At 61.4% G+C, this 15,881-nt stretch carries 15 protein-coding genes; 4 read left to right on the top strand and 11 right to left on the bottom strand.

Annotation, left to right across the window (positions count from 1 at the left end):
* Nucleotides 1-152: 152 nt before the first annotated feature.
* Nucleotides 153-857 carry an ABC transporter ATP-binding protein gene (locus FHN83_RS18585; RefSeq protein ID WP_039029375.1) on the top strand — a complete coding sequence of 235 codons (705 nt, stop codon included), beginning with the start codon at nt 153-155 and terminating at the stop codon, nt 855-857.
* Here the strand turns inward: FHN83_RS18585 and bioD are convergent.
* Genes bioD through bioB form a run of 4 tightly spaced genes read right to left on the bottom strand, consistent with a single transcriptional unit; the run spans nt 817 to nt 4,447 of the window.
* Nucleotides 817-1,521, bottom strand: coding sequence for a dethiobiotin synthase (bioD, locus tag FHN83_RS18580; RefSeq protein WP_176556504.1), 705 nt, complete (start codon nt 1,519-1,521; stop codon nt 817-819). The genes FHN83_RS18585 and bioD overlap by 41 nt on opposite strands.
* Entirely contained in the window at nt 1,514-2,269 is a 756-nt protein-coding gene (gene bioC, locus FHN83_RS18575) for a malonyl-ACP O-methyltransferase BioC (protein WP_039029373.1), read from the bottom strand. Before bioC ends, bioD begins: the two co-directional genes overlap by 8 nt.
* A complete protein-coding gene (gene bioF, locus FHN83_RS18570; protein WP_138369551.1) occupies nt 2,253-3,410 on the bottom strand; it encodes an 8-amino-7-oxononanoate synthase in 1,158 nt (385 codons plus the stop codon). Before bioF ends, bioC begins: the two co-directional genes overlap by 17 nt.
* Complete coding sequence (bioB, locus tag FHN83_RS18565) at nt 3,407-4,447, bottom strand: biotin synthase BioB (protein WP_139564584.1); 1,041 nt, start codon at nt 4,445-4,447, stop codon at nt 3,407-3,409. The genes bioF and bioB overlap by 4 nt, the downstream gene beginning before the upstream one ends.
* A gap of 69 nt (nt 4,448-4,516) precedes the next feature.
* Between bioB and bioA the strand changes: the two genes are divergently transcribed.
* Together bioA and FHN83_RS18555 are read left to right on the top strand one after the other, a co-directional pair.
* Nucleotides 4,517-5,824, top strand: a complete 1,308-nt coding sequence (bioA, locus tag FHN83_RS18560) for an adenosylmethionine--8-amino-7-oxononanoate transaminase (RefSeq protein ID WP_139565460.1) — start codon at nt 4,517-4,519, stop codon at nt 5,822-5,824.
* A gap of 44 nt (nt 5,825-5,868) precedes the next feature.
* Nucleotides 5,869-6,345: a kinase inhibitor gene (locus FHN83_RS18555; protein ID WP_138369553.1), complete on the top strand. Its 477-nt coding sequence runs from the start codon at nt 5,869-5,871 to the stop codon at nt 6,343-6,345.
* Nucleotides 6,346-6,448: 103 nt separating this feature from the next.
* On the opposite strand, the gene hutH is transcribed toward FHN83_RS18555, so the two are convergent.
* The 5 genes from hutH to hutI all read right to left on the bottom strand — a co-directional run bounded on the left by hutH (nt 6,449) and on the right by hutI (nt 12,715).
* Nucleotides 6,449-7,969, bottom strand: coding sequence for a histidine ammonia-lyase (gene hutH / locus FHN83_RS18550; protein WP_139564583.1), 1,521 nt, complete (start codon nt 7,967-7,969; stop codon nt 6,449-6,451).
* Complete coding sequence (gene hutU, locus FHN83_RS18545; RefSeq protein WP_039029368.1) at nt 7,969-9,654, bottom strand: urocanate hydratase; 1,686 nt, start codon at nt 9,652-9,654, stop codon at nt 7,969-7,971. Before hutU ends, hutH begins: the two co-directional genes overlap by 1 nt.
* A gap of 126 nt (nt 9,655-9,780) precedes the next feature.
* Nucleotides 9,781-10,512, bottom strand: coding sequence for a histidine utilization repressor (locus tag FHN83_RS18540; protein WP_139564582.1), 732 nt, complete (start codon nt 10,510-10,512; stop codon nt 9,781-9,783).
* Between the two features lie 44 nt (nt 10,513-10,556).
* The gene (hutG, locus tag FHN83_RS18535) at nt 10,557-11,495 is read right to left on the bottom strand and encodes a formimidoylglutamase (protein ID WP_139564581.1); all 939 of its coding nucleotides are present in this window, start codon (nt 11,493-11,495) and stop codon (nt 10,557-10,559) included.
* On the bottom strand, nt 11,492-12,715 hold the full coding sequence (hutI, locus tag FHN83_RS18530; protein ID WP_139565459.1) for an imidazolonepropionase: 1,224 nt from the start codon (nt 12,713-12,715) through the stop codon (nt 11,492-11,494). The genes hutG and hutI overlap by 4 nt, the downstream gene beginning before the upstream one ends.
* A gap of 224 nt (nt 12,716-12,939) precedes the next feature.
* Between hutI and FHN83_RS18525 the strand changes: the two genes are divergently transcribed.
* Entirely contained in the window at nt 12,940-14,223 is a 1,284-nt protein-coding gene (locus FHN83_RS18525; RefSeq protein ID WP_139564580.1) for a putative acyl-CoA thioester hydrolase, read from the top strand.
* A 53-nt stretch (nt 14,224-14,276) separates the two neighbouring features.
* On the opposite strand, the gene tisB is transcribed toward FHN83_RS18525, so the two are convergent.
* Nucleotides 14,277-14,366, bottom strand: a complete 90-nt coding sequence (gene tisB, locus FHN83_RS18520; protein ID WP_072036641.1) for a type I toxin-antitoxin system toxin TisB — start codon at nt 14,364-14,366, stop codon at nt 14,277-14,279.
* Between the two features lie 430 nt (nt 14,367-14,796).
* Nucleotides 14,797-15,792 carry a 6-phosphogluconolactonase gene (pgl, locus tag FHN83_RS18515; RefSeq protein WP_139564579.1) on the bottom strand — a complete coding sequence of 332 codons (996 nt, stop codon included), beginning with the start codon at nt 15,790-15,792 and terminating at the stop codon, nt 14,797-14,799.
* Nucleotides 15,793-15,881 lie beyond the last annotated feature (89 nt).

Genomic DNA, 15,881 nt, shown 5'->3' with positions numbered 1-15,881 from the left:
TTCGTGGCACCGACGTAGTGCAGGTTCCCTCCCCGCTGAGGCTGCTTTCTGAGTGGATTCCGAAAAAGAGATGTTTAATCGCCTTTTTACGGGCGGTGGCAAGAGTCTTGCAGTGTTTCTGAGGTCATCAACGTCTGTTAAGGAGAAACACCATGTTGAGCCTGCGTGCCGTGAATCAGTATTACGGGGATCGCCACACCCTGTGGAACGTTGATCTCGACCTGCCCCCCGGCGTCTGTACCGGGGTGGTCGGGCTGCCCGGAATGGGGAAAACAACCCTTGTAAGCTGTATCGCTGGCCTGCTGCCCATCGCCAGCGGCTCGATGGTCTGGCATGACGCCGGGGCCTCCCCCTGCGAATTAAGCCCGGGCGCGGGCATTAGCTTTGTGCCGCAGGAACGGCGGATCTTTTCGCAGCTGACGGTAGAGGAGAATCTGCATATCGCGCGGATGGCGAAAGGGAACGAAGGTGGGCCGGTGAGCAGCGATATTTTTGAGTTCTTCCCGGAGCTTTACCCGCTACGCCAGCTGCGGGCGTCAGGGCTTAACGACGACCAGCAGTATCAGCTGGCGCTGGCGAACGCGCTGGTGACCCGCCCTCGCCTGCTGATCCTCGACGAGCCCAGCCGTGGCGCCAGCCAGCAGTTTAGCGTCAAGCTGGCGCAGCTGCTGCTCAGGCTTAGCCGCGAGCTGGGATTATCGGTGCTGCTGGCCGAGCAGCACCTGTCGCTGATCCGCCGGGTGGCAGATCGCTTTTGCCTGCTGTATCGCGGGCGCAACGTGGCCCAGGGCCGGGTCAGCGAGCTGGATGCCCCGCTTATCGCCCACTGGATGGGGCCGACGGCGTCAGCGCGTTAAGAGAGAGATAACGCCCGATGTCCGCGGTGTCGGCCTCGTCGCCAAGCCAGGAGATCTCCCCCAGCAGCGGTGCGGGCAGCACGCGTTTAAGCGTCGCCATGTATTCCCCGTGGCGTTTGCCGGGGGCCACCACCACGTTGGCCACCCAGCCCGCAAAATGCAGCCCCGCCTGGCGGATCGCCTGGGCGGTGAGCATCGCGTGGTTGATGCAGCCCAGCTTCACCCCCACCACCAGGATCACCGGCAGCCGCTCGGCAATCGCCCAGTCGGCAAAGGTCTGCTCGTCTGAAAGCGGCGTAAACCAGCCGCCAGCCCCTTCCACCAGCACCCAGTCGGCCTGGCTCTCCAGCGCACGTAGCCCGGCAGTGAGCGCGCTGAATTCGATGGGGCGCTGCTCGTCGGCGCTGATGATATGCGGCGAGGTGGGCTCCGCGAAGGTGTAAGGGTTTACCGCCTGATAGCTGAGCGCCACGCTGCTGTTGTGCTGCAGCGCCAGCGCGTCGCTGTTACGCAGCCCCTCGGGGGTCATCTCGCTCCCCGAGGCGACCGGCTTGTATCCTGCGGTATTGCGGCCCAGCGCCCGCGCCGCCTGCAGCAGTGCGGTGCTGGCCACGGTTTTACCGACCTCGGTGTCGGTGCCGGTAACGAAATAGCGTTCAGTCACGTTCGATAATTCCATGAAAAAGTTGATAAGAGAGCGGGAATTTGCCTTCACGCTGCGGCCACGCCTGCGCCAGCGTCTGCAATTGCCCGCGGGTTAACGGCTTCCCGGCCCGCCCGGCATGCAGATGGGTGGCGCCGATCCCCTTCAGGGATTGCATGGCGCTGAGGGCATCGTCAAACAGCAGGGTGACGGTCTGGATCGCAGAGCGGTGCCGCCAGCCGGATAACGCCCCGGCGACCTGTTCCCCGGTCAGAAAACGGTTGGCGTGCGGCTGCGTGTCCACCGCAAGCCAGGCCTGATTCAGCTCCGGCAGAGAGTCCTTCAGCAGGGTGGTAAAGGCCACCTTGCCCCCGGGTTTCGCCACCCGCCAGAGCTCGGCCAGCGCCTGCGGCAGGCTGGTGCACCACTGCACCGCCAGATGGCTCCAGACAAGGCTAAACTGCCCGTCCGCCAGGGGGATGGCTTCGATATCGGCCTGCAGATAGTGGTCGGCCGCCTGGTTGCGCCGCGCTTCGTCCAGCATCGGGGCGCTGAGATCCATCGCCGTCACCAGGCTTCCGGCACTGCGCCAGGCCAGGCTGTTGCTGCCCGGCCCGCAGCCAGCGTCCAGCACGCTGGCAAAGGTGGTGTCTGCCAGCAGCGCCCGCAGTCCGTCAGCGCTTTGCCGCTGGAGCGCGTCATGACGGGAGTAGCTCTGCGCCGCCCGGCCAAAAGCAGCGGCAATCGCCTGTTTATTCACTTGCGCCATGCAGCGCCTCCAGTAACGCGGTGATGTCGGACGCTTCATGCGCCGCCGTCAGGGTCAGGCGCAGGCGCGCGGTTCCCGTCGGGACGGTGGGCGGACGGATAGCCGTCACCCAGATCCCCTGTTCCCTGAGGGTCTGCGCCAGGTGCAGGGCGCGGTCATTTTCACCCACAATCAGCGGCTGAATGGCGCTTTGGGAAGCGGTGACCTCCACCGGGAGGTCACGCACGCCTGCGCGGAACTGGTGGATATGGGCCGCCAGTCGCTGCCGACGCGCCTCCCCTTCGTCGCTGCGAATAAGGTCAAACGCCGCCCGCAGCGCCACCGCCTGGGCAGGCGGCATGCTGGTGCTGTAGATCAGATGCCGGGCAAACTGCAGCAGATAGTTGGCGACAGAATCGCTGCACAGCACCGCCGCGCCGCTCACCCCGACGCCTTTGCCAAAGGTCACCACCAGCAGCTCGGGTTTGACGCCCTGGCTGGCCGCACTGCCCCGCCCTTGCGGGCCTGTGACGCCAATCCCGTGGGCATCGTCCACCAGCAGCCAGCTGCCGTGACGCCGGGCCGCAGCATGGATATCGGCCAGCGGAGCGCTGTCGCCGTCCATACTGAAAATCCCTTCGGTCACCACCAGCTGCTGGCCGTCGCAGGGTTTATCCAGCAGGGAGGCCAGCTGGGCGACATCGTTATGGGCAAAACGGCGAAGCTGCGCCGGGCTGTGGCTGGCCGCCTCCAGCAGGGAGGCATGGCTCAGGCGGTCGGCGACAATACGGTCGGTTTTATCGGTGAGGGCAGCAATCAGCGCCTGATTGGCGGCAAAGCCGGAGATAAACAGCAGCGCGCGGGGATAGCCAAGCCAGTCGGCAAGATGCTCCTCCAGCGCCTGATGCGCGGTGGTATAGCCGCTGACGTGGCCGGAGCCGCCGCTGCCTACCCCGTACTGCTCCGCCCCCTGCTGCCAGGCGCGGATAATGGCCGGGTGCTGGCTCAGACCGAGATAGTCGTTGCTGGAAAAATTGCAGTAGCGCCGCTGGTCGCGGGTGAGAAAACGGCCTGCGCCGTTCTCCACCGTTGTGCGCACGCGCAGCGCGTCTGCCGCCCGACGGGCATCGAGGGCGGCATCAATACGTTGTTGCCAGGTCATACCGTCGCCGCGTTGTAGAACTGGTCGGTATCGGCGTTGAAAAGCTGCTGTTCCAGCTGGTGCTGCTGCTCGTTATCGCCTGTAAGAACGGCGGTCTGCTGCGGGTTCAGCCCCAGCTTGCGGAACAGCTGGACGTCTTTGTCCTCTTCCGGGTTCGGCGTGGTCAGCAGCTTGCAGCCGTAGAAAATGGAGTTGGCCCCGGCCATAAAGCACATCGCCTGGGTCTGCTCGTTCATCTGCTCGCGACCGGCAGAGAGACGCACGTACGAGGTTGGCATCATCACGCGCGCCACCGCAATGGTGCGGATGAAGTCAAAGGCGTCGACGTCGTCGTTATCCGCCAGCGGGGTGCCTTTCACCTTCACCAGCATGTTGATCGGCACGCTCTCCGGCGGGGTCGGGAGATTAGCCAGCTGCAGCAGCAGACCGGCACGGTCGGTCACCGTTTCACCCAGGCCCACGATCCCGCCCGAGCAGACCTTAATGCCCGCATCGCGCACTTTGTCCAGGGTGTCCAGGCGCTCCTGGTAGGTACGGGTGGTGATGATATTGCCGTAGAACTCCGGGGAGGTGTCGAGGTTGTGGTTGTAGTAATCCAGCCTCGCCGAGGCCAGGCGCTGCGCCTGGGTGTCGTCCAGGGTGCCGAGCGTCATACAGGCTTCGAGGCCCATCGCCTTCACGCCCTGCACCATCTGCTCAAGGTACGGCATGTCACGCTCGTGGGGATTTTTCCACGCCGCGCCCATGCAGAAACGGGTTGAACCGGCATTTTTCGCCTGGCGGGCAGACTCCAGCACCTGCTCCACCTCCATCAGCCGCTCGGATTCGAGGCCGGTTTTGTAGCGCGCACTTTGCGGGCAGTATTTGCAGTCTTCCGGGCAGGCACCGGTTTTGATCGACAGCAGCGTGCTCACCTGAACCTGCTGCGGATCGAAGTGCTGACGGTGGATCTGCTGCGCTTCAAACAGCAGTTCAAGAAGGGGTTTTTCAAATAAAGCAGTGACTTGCGACATTGTCCAGCGAGTCTGGTGAGCCATGGGGCATCTCCAAAGGGGTTTAGTTCAGGATGGTTTCGGTTTATGCTTGTAAACCTAAATGTTTTCAAAATGGTTTACAAGTCGATTATGACAACGGACGATCTCGCATTCGATCAGCGCCACATCTGGCATCCCTACACCTCCATGACCCAGCCCCTGCCAGTTTATCCGGTGACGGAAGCCCACGGCTGCGAGCTGACCCTGGCCAGCGGCGAGCAGCTGGTAGACGGGATGTCCTCCTGGTGGGCGGCCATTCACGGCTACAACCACCCCCGGCTGAATGCGGCGATGAAGGCGCAGATTGACCGCATGTCGCACGTGATGTTCGGCGGGATCACCCATCCGCCCGCGGTGGACCTCTGTCGTCGACTGGTGGCGATGACCCCCGACGCGCTGGAGTGCGTGTTCCTTGCCGATTCAGGCTCGGTGGCGGTGGAAGTGGCGATGAAGATGGCGTTGCAGTACTGGCACGCTAAGGGCGAATCCCGCCAGCGGTTCCTCACCTTCCGCAACGGCTACCACGGCGATACCTTCGGGGCGATGTCGGCCTGCGACCCGGACAACTCGATGCACAGCCTGTGGAAGGGCTATCTGCCGGAAAACCTGTTTGCCCCGGCACCCCAGAGCCGCTTCGACGGCGAGTGGGATGAAATGGATATGGTCAGCTTCGCCCGCCTGATGGCCGCCCATCGCCACGAGATTGCGGCGGTGATCCTCGAGCCCATCGTGCAGGGCGCGGGCGGAATGCGCATGTACCATCCCGAGTGGCTGAAGCGCATTCGCAGGATGTGCGACCGGGAAGGCATTCTGCTGATTGCCGATGAGATCGCCACCGGCTTCGGGCGTACCGGCAAGCTGTTTGCCTGCGAGCACGCGGGCATTACCCCGGACATCCTGTGCCTCGGCAAAGCCCTGACCGGGGGCACCATGACCCTCTCCGCCACCCTCACCACCCGCCAGGTGGCCGAGACCATCAGCAACGGCGAAGCGGGCTGCTTTATGCACGGCCCGACCTTTATGGGTAACCCGCTGGCCTGCGCCGTCGCCAGCGAAAGCCTGGCCCTGCTGGAGAGCGGCGAGTGGCAGACCCAGGTCGCCGCCATCGAAACCCAGCTCAACGAGGAGCTGGAGGCAGCGCGGGAGTCTGAGTATGTGGCCGACGTGCGGGTATTAGGGGCGATTGGCGTCGTCGAAACCACCCATCCGGTGAATATGGCGGCGCTGCAGCGCTTCTTTGTGGCGCGCGGGGTCTGGGTGCGCCCGTTCGGGAAATTGATCTATCTGATGCCGCCGTATGTGATAAGCCGCGCCCAACTCAGCAAGCTGACCCGCGCCGTGGTGGATGCCGTTCAGGAGCCTGCGCACTTTACTGTTTAGTTTATGCGTTACACTTCTGGCAGAGCTTAATACGGAGGAACAACATGAAACTTATCAGTCAGGATCTGCGCGACGGGGATAAACTCCCCCTGCGCCACGTGTTTAACGGCATGGGTTATGAGGGGGATAATATCTCTCCGCATCTGGCCTGGGACGAGGTGCCGTCGGGCACCAAAAGCTTTGTCGTCACCTGTTATGACCCGGACGCCCCGACCGGCTCCGGCTGGTGGCACTGGGTTGTCGCCAATCTCCCGGCCGACACCCGCGTGCTGCCGCAGGGTTCCGGCTCTTCGCTGGTCGCCCTGCCGGACGGCGCGGTGCAGACCCGCACCGATTTTGGCAAAGCGGGCTACGGCGGCGCGGCACCGCCAAAAGGCGAAACCCACCGCTATATCTTTACGGTGCATGCCCTGAACGTGGAAAAAATCGAGGTGAATGAAGAGGCGAGCGGTGCAATGGTGGGCTTTAACGTCCATTTCCACAGCCTGGGTAGTGCGTCGATTACGGCGATGTATTCGTAAAAATAGCCGGGTGAAACCGTAGGCCCGTGCAAGCGCAGCGCCGCCGGGCATTTGCCGGGTGGCGGCTTCGCCTAACCCGGCCTACGGTTTTGCATAGGTGTTTTTACAGGAATCCCGGCAACAACCCCACCAGGCTCCCTTTGCTCAGCAATTCAATCGCCGCATCAATATCCGGGGCAAAGAAGCGGTCATCATCATAGTGCGCAACCTTCTCCCGCAGAATATGACGCGCCTGCTCCAGCAGCGGGCTGGAGGTGAGGCCATCACGCAGATCGCAACCCTGAGCGGCCGCCAGCCACTCCACCGCCAGCACGCCACGGGTATTGCCGGTCATCTCCCACAGACGACGACCTGCCGCTGGCGCCATCGAAACATGGTCTTCCTGGTTGGCCGAGGTCGGCAGGCTGTCAACGCTGTGCGGGTGCGACAGCGCCTTGTTCTCGCTCGCCAGCGCGGCGGCGGTCACCTGAGCAATCATAAACCCGGAGTTCACCCCACCGTTACGCACCAGGAACGGCGGCAGCTGGGACATGTGTTTATCCATCATCAGGGCGATGCGGCGCTCAGAGAGCGCGCCGATCTCGGCAATCGCCAGCGCCAGATTATCTGCCGCCATCGCCACCGGTTCGGCGTGGAAGTTACCGCCAGAGACCACCTCGTTTTCCGCTGCGAAGACCAGCGGGTTATCGGAAACGGCGTTGGATTCCACCAGCAGCACCTCGGCCGCCTGGCGCAGCTGGGTCAGGCAGGCCCCCATCACCTGCGGCTGACAGCGCAGGGAGTACGGATCCTGCACCTTCTCGCAGTTGTGATGCGAATCGGCAATGGCGCTGGTGTCGGTGAGAACGTGGCGGAACAGCGCGGCGGCGTCGATCTGCCCGCGCTGGCCTCGTACCTCGTGGATACGGGCATCGAACGGACGACGGGAGCCAAGCACCGCTTCGGTGGTCAGCGCTCCGCAGACCACCGCCGAGGCAAACAGATCTTCAGCTTCAAACAGGCCGCGCAGGGCAAAGGCGGTGGAGGCCTGGGTGCCGTTCAGCAGCGCCAGCCCCTCTTTTGCCGCCAGCGTCACCGGGGCCAGCCCCGCTTTTTGCAGGGCGGTTGCGGCCGGTAACCACTCGCCACGGTAGCGGGCTTTACCCTCGCCAAGCAGGGTCAGTGACATGTGCGCCAGCGGGGCTAAATCCCCGGATGCCCCCACGGAACCTTTAGCCGGGATCCACGGATACACACCCGCATTGACCAGCGCAATCAGCGCCTGGATCACGCTCAGGCGGATGCCGGAAAAACCGCGCGCCAGGCTGTTGATTTTCAGCACCATCATCAGACGCACAATGTCGTCGTCCAGCGGCTCGCCGACGCCCGCAGCGTGGGAGAGCACCAGCGAACGCTGCAGGTTTTCCAGATCGTGCGTGGCGATGCGCGTCTGGGCCAGCAGGCCAAAGCCGGTATTAATGCCGTAGGCGGTGCGCCCTTCGGCGACAATGGCTTCCACGCAGGCGACGCTGTCGTTAATCGCCTGATGGGCGGCGTCGTCGAGAGTCAGCTGGAGCGGCTGCTGCCAGACCTGGCGAAGCTGCGCCAGAGTCAGAGTGCCGGGCGTCAGTGTTAAGGCATTCATCAGTGCTTTCCTTGGTTAGCAGCGATCATCGGCAGGTTCAGCCCCTGCTCTTTCGCACAGGCAATGGCAATGTCATATCCGGCATCCGCATGGCGCATAACGCCGGTTGCCGGGTCGTTGTGCAGGACGCGGGCAATACGCGCCGCGGCTTCATCGGTGCCGTCGCAGACGATGACCATCCCGGCATGCTGGGAGAAGCCCATGCCCACGCCGCCGCCGTGGTGCAGCGAGACCCAGGTCGCGCCGCTGGCGGTATTGAGCAGCGCGTTCAGCAGCGGCCAGTCGGAGACCGCGTCGGAGCCGTCCTGCATCGCTTCGGTTTCGCGGTTCGGGCTGGCGACCGAGCCGGAGTCGAGATGGTCGCGGCCAATGACGATGGGCGCAGAGACTTCTCCGCTGCGGACCATTTCGTTAAAGGCCAGGCCCAGCTTCTGACGCCACTCCAGCCCTACCCAGCAGATACGCGCCGGCAGGCCCTGGAAGTTAATGCGCTCCCGGGCCATATCCAGCCAGTGATGAAGGTGCTCATCGTCAGCGACGATCTCTTTCACTTTGGCGTCGGTTTTGTAGATGTCTTCCGGGTCGCCGGAGAGGGCCACCCAGCGGAACGGGCCGATGCCGCGGCAAAACAGCGGGCGGATGTAGGCCGGGACGAAGCCCGGGAAGTCAAAGGCGTTGGTCACGCCCATCTCTTTCGCCATCTGGCGAATGTTGTTGCCGTAGTCGAACGTCGGCACGCCCTGCTGGCTGAAGGCCAGCATCGCGTTGACGTGGTCGGCCATGGAGCGCTTCGCCGCCAGCACGGTGCCTTCGGGATCCTGCTGCGCTTTCTGCTGATACTCTTCCCAGCTCCAGCCTTTTGGCAGGTAGCCGTGGAGGGGATCGTGAGCGCTGGTCTGGTCGGTGACCAGGTCCGGACGCACGCCGCGCGCCACCAGTTCCGGCACGATATCGGCGGCGTTGCCGCACAGGGCGATGGAAACTGCCCGACCTTCGTCGGTGTATTTTTTGATCCGCGCCAGGGCGTCATCCAGCGACTCGGCCTGCTCGTCAACGTAGCGGGTGCGCAGCCGGAAATCGATGCGGCTTTGCTGGCACTCGATGTTCAGGGAGCAGGCACCGGCGAGGGTCGCCGCCAGCGGCTGTGCACCGCCCATGCCGCCTAAGCCTGCGGTCAGTACCCAGCGCCCTTTCAGGGAGCCGTTATAGTGCTGACGACCCGCTTCAACGAAGGTCTCGTAGGTGCCCTGGACAATGCCCTGGCTGCCGATGTAGATCCAGCTCCCGGCGGTCATCTGGCCATACATCGCCAGCCCTTTCGCATCCAGCTCGTTGAAGTGTTCCCAGGTGGCCCAGTGCGGCACCAGGTTGGAGTTGGCGATCAGCACGCGCGGGGCGTTTTTGTGGGTTTTGAATACGCCGACCGGTTTGCCGGATTGCACCAGCAGGGTTTCGTCGTTTTCCAGTTCGGTGAGCGCGGCGACAATGGCGTCGTAACACTCCCAGTTGCGCGCGGCGCGGCCAATACCGCCGTACACCACCAGCTCGTGAGGATTCTCCGCCACCTCAGGATCGAGATTGTTCATTAACATGCGCAGCGGGGCTTCGGTGAGCCAGCTTTTGGCATTCAGCCGGGTGCCACGTGGGGCGCGGATCTCTTGCTGGCGATACTTACCTGACGACATTGTGTGCTCCTCGTTGGGGACAGAATATACACTAAGATATACTTGTATAGACAAGTGCGCACAAGGCCGGTTTTAACAATTACGATACATTTTTATTATATTGCGTCAGCAATCACGCTTTTCGGCTTATGACATGAAATGGCCCTGCAGCCGGTAGCGGTTGCCGGGGAACAGCAGCCGGGCATGGGAGACGATGTGCGACGTTGACCAGGTCCGACGGTGGATCAGCAGGCAGGGATCGTGCTCTTTGATGCGCAGCAGCTCGCACTCCTTCGGCGTGGCGCGCACCGCCTCAACGATGTGCTCCCCTTCGGTCAGCGGGGCGATCAGCGACAGATAAGCATGAGGCGTGGTGGTGGTGTAATCCTGCTGCAGATACTCCGGCACCAGGGCAGCGTTAACGCTGCGATCCTCAATCTGCACCGGGATGTCGTTTTCGTAATGCAGCATCAGGGAGTGAAAAATGCGCGTCCCCTCTTTGACGTTAAGCGCCGTGGCCTGGGCGGCGCTGGCCTGCGTCTCCTCGAGGAACAGCACCTCACACCGGTGCTGATGGTTGCGGGAGGAAATTTCGTCGGCAATGCTGCGAATTTCAAACAGCGCCGACTGCCCCTTAGGCTCGGCCACGAAGGTCCCAACCCCCTGCAGGCGCACCAGCAGCCCTTCGTCGGTCAGCTCCCGCAGCGCGCGGTTAATGGTCATCCGGCTAAAGCCGAACTGGGCAACCAGCTCGGCCTCGGACGGGATGCGATCGTGCGGGCGCCATACGCCGGTGGCGATCTGATGACTGATCGCCTGTTTTACCTTTTCATAGAAAGGGGCTGGCGCACTGGCCTGCTGCGGAGCGCGAGAGAACATAGCAATTCCTTAAGCCGTCATAAAAAGTCGAGTATATACACGCTTTAAGCCCACCAGTGAGCGATTTGCCACGCCAGCCGTGCGGCGAGCTTCGCCCCCTGGCCGTCGCGATCGAAGCCGGGGCTGAACTCCACCAGATCCGCCGCCTGCAGTTTGCCGCTGCGGCAGATCTTTTCAATGACCGGGAGCAGATCCCGGGCCGGAACCCCCAGCGCGGCAGGGGCCGACACGGCGGGCATTTCCCCGGCAGGCATGACGTCGAGATCGATAGTCAGATAAACCCGGTCCGCCTGTTCAAGGAGCGGTGTGAGAGCGGTCAGCGCCTGCTGCTGAAAATCGAGATCTTCCACCAGGGTGACGTTAAGGCGCGCAGCCTCATCCCACAGCGCCAGGGTATTCGCCGCCAGGCTGACGCCCAGGCAGGCATAGTGAAATTCACGCTGCTGTTCCGCACAGTACAGGGCCAGCTGGCGGAACGGGGTACCAGAGGTGGCCTGGCTGGCATGACGCAGATCGAGATGGGCGTCGAGATTGATAATCACCACCCGCTCGCCGGGAAACGCATCCAGCACCCCGCGACCATGGGCCCAGGCGGTTTCATGTCCGCCGCCAAACACCAGGGTGCGCATGCCCGCCCGCTGACAGGCGGTGACCGTCTCGCTCAGCGCCTGCTGGGCCGCCTCCAGCGCGTCGCCATCAACGCCGATAGTGCCCATGTCGATCAATCGATCGTGCCCCTGATGGCTCGCCATATTCGCCAGGGCGCGGCGCAGGACATCCGGCGCCTGCGCGGCACCGGGGCGGCCCTGATTGCGTCTGACCCCTTCGTCGCAGGCGAAGCCCAGCAGTGCAATGCCTTCCCCGGACGGGTGCGGCGTGTCGCTTTGCCTGACGGTCTGAAACAGGCGCAGCGCGTTGCTGGCCTCGCTGCTGTCGTCGCGCCCCTGCCAGACGTCAGGTGAAACCGGCTGCCAAAGACTCATGCTGTTTTTCCTCTGAATACGCGCTGATAAAGCGGGTTACGTCCCGGCTCATAAACCATCTCCACCGGGTTTTTCGCATCCCAGATCGCCAGGTCGGCGACGAACCCGGCCTTGAGCTGGCCGTGGGTTTCGCCGCGGCTCAGCGCTTTAGCGGCGTGGCGCGTTACCCCTGCCCACGCCTCTTCCGGGGTTAAGCCAAACTGGACGCAGGCCATGTTCATCGCCAGATGCAGGCTGGCAAACGGACTGGTGCCGGGGTTGTAATCCGTGGCAACCGCCATCGGTACGCCCCGCTGGCGCAGCAGCGCAACCGGCGGGCGCTGGCGCTCCTGTAAAAAGTAAAAGGCGCCGGGGAGTAATACCGCTACGGTGCCGCTCTGCGCCATCGCGTCGACGCCGGCCTCATCGAGGTATTCAATATGATCGGCTGACAGCCCGTGATAACGGCTGACCAGCGCGGTGCCGCCGAGGTTAGAGAGCTGTTCCACATGGCCTTTAATGGGGATCCCCCGCATCTGTGCCGCCTGAAACACCCGTTCGCTCTGCTCTGGCGTAAACCCGACGTTCTCGCAGAACACATCCACGGCTTCGAATAGCCCTTTTTCCCACAGCGCGGGCAGCGTGTGCCGACAAACATGGTCGACCCAGGCATCCGGATCCTGGCGATACTCCTTCGGCACGGCGTGCGCCGCCAGCAGCGTCGGGCTGATCTCCACGGGATTGGTTCGGGCAAGGTGTTGGGCCACGCGCAGCATCTTCTCTTCGGCTTCGTCGTTGAGGCCGTAACCCGACTTAATTTCAACGGTGGTGACCCCTTCGCGCATCAGCCGGTTTAAGCGCTGCTGCGCCAGCTGTTCGAGGTGCTCAACTGAGCTCTCCCGGGTGGCGGTCACCGTGGCGTTAATCCCGCCGCCCTGGGCGCTGATGGTCTGATAGGAGACGCCGTTCAGCCGCTGCTCCCACTCGGCGGCGCGATCGCCGCCAAACACCAGGTGCGTGTGGCAGTCGATCAGCCCCGGCGTGACCAGCCGCCCCTCTAAATCGACGGCGTTGGGCAGATCCAGGGGCAAATCAGATTCGGGGACAATCGCCAGAATGGTCTCTGCACGCACGATTAACGCCCTGTTCTCCAGCAGGCCATAAGGCGTGCCGTGGTCAGGATCCAGGGTCGCGAGGCGCAGGTTACGCCAGATTAGATCGTCGGGATGAAGTTGCAGCATCGGGCTTCCACTTGTCATGGGTTGTATAGACATTTATTTTCATTCCTGCCGCCCTGTCAATCGCCTTTACGGAAATTGTTATTTATTTGTGACAACTTTCCCGCTAAGCATGGGAATAAAAAGTAACTTTTCTGCCTTTTAATCTTCCCGTTTCGCTCAACTTAGTATAAAAAAGCAGGCTATTTCGGTTATCCCCCTATTGATATGCTTTGCAGGAGCTTCCCTTGAACATTTCCAGGATTTCTCGTCTGGCGCTGGCACTCGCATTTGGCGTGACGCTGTCAGCGTGCAGCTCTACCCCGCCGGATCAGCTGCCATCAGAGCAGGCCGCGCCGGGCACGGCTTCCCGTCCGATCCTCTCCGCTGATGAAGCGAAAAACTTCCAGCAGGCGCGTTACTTTACGGACATGGATCCGAACGCAGCGCCGTGGAGTCCTTATGCCATCCGCCTGCCTGCGCAACCCAACTTTGTGGTTGGCCCGGCGGGAACCCAGGGCGTTACCCATACCACCATTCAGGCGGCAGTTGATGCAGCCATTGCTAAGCACAGCAGCTCCCGCCAGTACATCGCTATTTTACCGGGCGAGTACGAAGGTACCGTGTATGTGCCTGCCGCACCGGGCAGCGTGACGCTGTACGGTACGGGTGAGAAGCCAATTGATGTCAAAATTGGTCTGGCAATCGACTCTGAGATGGACACCACGACCTGGCGTCATCTGGTCAATCCAGGTGGTAAATACATGCCGGGTAAACCCGCCTGGTATATGTTCGACCGTTGCCAGAGCAAGCACAGCGCCACCGTTGGCCTGATGTGTTCTGCGGTCTTCTGGTCGCAGAACAACGGCCTGCAGCTGCAGAACCTGACCATCGAAAACAATCTGGGCGACAGCGTCGATGCCGGTAACCACCAGGCGGTGGCTCTGCGCAGCGATGGCGATCAGGTGCAAATCGACAAGGTGAATATCCTGGGTCGCCAGAACACCTTCTTCGTCACCAACAGCGGCGTTGAGAACACCCTGAAAAATAACCGCATCACCCGTACGCTGGTGACCAACAGCTACATCGAAGGGGATGTGGATATTGTCTCCGGTCGCGGTGCCGTGGTGTTTGATAACACCGATTTCCGCGTCATGAATACCCGTACCCAGCAGGAAGGCTACGTCTTCGCGCCGGCGACGCAGTCCAACCTGTTCTACGGCTTCCTGGCGGTAAACAGCCGCTTTACCGCAATGGGCGATGGCGTAGCGCAGCTGGGCCGTTCGCTGGATATCGATTCAGGCACTAACGGTCAGGTGGTGATCCGCGACAGCGTGATCAACGAAGGCTTCAACATGGCAAAACCCTGGGGCAACGCCGCCATCTCTCAGCGTCCGTATGCGGGTAACACCGGTGCGGTAGATGATAAAGGCAACGTGCAGCGTAACCTCAACGACGCTAACTTCAACCGCATGTGGGAATACAACAACCGCGGTGTGGGCAGCAAGGTGATTGCAGAGCCGAAGCAGTAATCTGATTAGCAAAAAGGGGGAGCAACTCCCCCTTGATGCTGCGGCTGAACGCGTCAGGCACCGGTTTTAAGATACGCATCCAGCAGTTGCAGAACTGCAACCATGAGTTGCAGGAACAGAATCATCCATCCCATACTGCTCATACGCCACTCCTTTGGTCAGGAGCACTTCCACTGACTTACCTTTCCGCTGCCTGTCGCCAGTGGTTGTTGGTGTTTCCGATATGCTCCACAGTTAAGGTACTGACGGCACCACCCGCCAGCCAGGACTTTAAGAAACCTGATTTGCGGAACTGCTCATATCGAACCAACGGCGGTATTGTAGTCTTCGGGAACTGTATATAAAAACAGTTTTATGGAGATTAAGATTTCATTTAGATTTCAGCAAAATTTAATATATTTCAATTAAATAACATTAATGCTGCAAGTGTATGCTCTCAAGCCGACGTTAGTTGATTTTACATAGGGTCGGGCCGGAATTAAGATACAGAGGTTGGTGTTTCCGATGTGCTCACCCGGCTACCACCGGGCATAAAAAAACCTCGCATCTGCGAGGTTTTTTATTTCATCCGTCTTAGTAAGCGTTAACGACCACCCACATTGGCCCCTGGCCGACGGCGTAACGTCCCTTCTCTTCCAGCAGTCCCTGCTCGCCCTGAATTTCATACAGCGCGATATGGTGCGATTTCTGCCCTGCCGCAATCAGGAACTTACCGCTGTGATCGACATTAAAGCCGCGCGGCTGCGTTTCGGTCGGCTGGAAGCCTTCGATAGCCAGCACGCTGCCATCTTCAGAAACGCTAAAGATGGTGATCAGGCTGGAGGTACGATCGCAGGTATAGAGGTGACGTCCGTCAGGGGTGATGTGAATGTCTGCGCCCCAGCGGGTATCGGTGAAATCTGCCGGCATCATATCCAGGGTCTGCACACACTCAATCTTACCGTGCGGATCGCTCAGCGCCCAGACGTCTACCGAGCAGTTCAGCTCATTCACCACGTAGGCGTACTTCTGATTCGGATGGAAGGCCATGTGACGCGGGCCCGCACCTTCAACGGTGGTCACTTCCGCCGGGTTTTGCGCGGTCAGTTTGCCGTCATCGCCCAGGGTAAACAGGCAGATGCGATCCTGCTTCAGCGCCGGTACCCACAGGGTACGGTTATCCGGAGAGATGTTGGCCGAGTGGCAACCTTCCAGCCCTTCAACCACCTCAAGGGTCTCAGCAGGAATACCGTCGTCAAGGCGGGTCACGCTGACGCAACCGGCATTGTAGGAGCCGCTAAAGATAAAGCGTCCCTGCAGATCGGTAGAGATATGCGTCGGACTGCCCGGCAGCGCGGCTTCGGCAGTGTACGTCAGGGCGCCATCTTCAGGAGAGATACGGTACGCAAGTACGCGGAACTCCGGGCGAACACCCACATACAGGAAACGTTTATCCGGGCTGATCACCATCGGCTGAACCTGGCCGGGAACATCGACAACCTGAACCAGGGTGAGCGTACCTTCGGGATTCAGACGCCAGACATGGATCTGCTGGCTTTCAGGACTGGCGGTATAAACGGTTTGTTTCATGAATGCTCCTTTCCTCACTGCGCGTAAAAGTAATGTACCAGGATAGTCTTTTTTAACGGCGAATGCTGAATTTTAACCAGGAATTTTGC

The organism is Leclercia adecarboxylata, from assembly GCF_006171285.1.
In the GTDB taxonomy this organism is placed as follows: Bacteria; Pseudomonadota; Gammaproteobacteria; order Enterobacterales; family Enterobacteriaceae; genus Enterobacter; species Enterobacter barmai.
This window is presented reverse-complemented; position numbering and strand designations above follow the sequence as displayed.

Excerpts from the sequence above, each read along its gene's own strand:
- FHN83_RS18585 (WP_039029375.1), top strand. The coding sequence starts at position 153 with ATGTTGAGCCTGCGTGCCGTGAATCAGTATTACGGGGATCGCCACACC.
- bioC (WP_039029373.1), bottom strand. The coding sequence starts at position 2,269 with ATGGCGCAAGTGAATAAACAGGCGATTGCCGCTGCTTTTGGCCGGGCG.
- bioF (WP_138369551.1), bottom strand. The coding sequence starts at position 3,410 with ATGACCTGGCAACAACGTATTGATGCCGCCCTCGATGCCCGTCGGGCG.
- bioB (WP_139564584.1), bottom strand. The coding sequence starts at position 4,447 with ATGGCTCACCAGACTCGCTGGACAATGTCGCAAGTCACTGCTTTATTT.
- bioA (WP_139565460.1), top strand. The coding sequence starts at position 4,517 with ATGGTTTACAAGTCGATTATGACAACGGACGATCTCGCATTCGATCAG.
- FHN83_RS18555 (WP_138369553.1), top strand. The coding sequence starts at position 5,869 with ATGAAACTTATCAGTCAGGATCTGCGCGACGGGGATAAACTCCCCCTG.
- hutH (WP_139564583.1), bottom strand. The coding sequence starts at position 7,969 with ATGAATGCCTTAACACTGACGCCCGGCACTCTGACTCTGGCGCAGCTT.
- hutU (WP_039029368.1), bottom strand. The coding sequence starts at position 9,654 with ATGTCGTCAGGTAAGTATCGCCAGCAAGAGATCCGCGCCCCACGTGGC.
- FHN83_RS18540 (WP_139564582.1), bottom strand. The coding sequence starts at position 10,512 with ATGTTCTCTCGCGCTCCGCAGCAGGCCAGTGCGCCAGCCCCTTTCTAT.
- hutG (WP_139564581.1), bottom strand. The coding sequence starts at position 11,495 with ATGAGTCTTTGGCAGCCGGTTTCACCTGACGTCTGGCAGGGGCGCGAC.
- hutI (WP_139565459.1), bottom strand. The coding sequence starts at position 12,715 with ATGCTGCAACTTCATCCCGACGATCTAATCTGGCGTAACCTGCGCCTC.
- tisB (WP_072036641.1), bottom strand. The coding sequence starts at position 14,366 with ATGAGCAGTATGGGATGGATGATTCTGTTCCTGCAACTCATGGTTGCA.
- pgl (WP_139564579.1), bottom strand. The coding sequence starts at position 15,792 with ATGAAACAAACCGTTTATACCGCCAGTCCTGAAAGCCAGCAGATCCAT.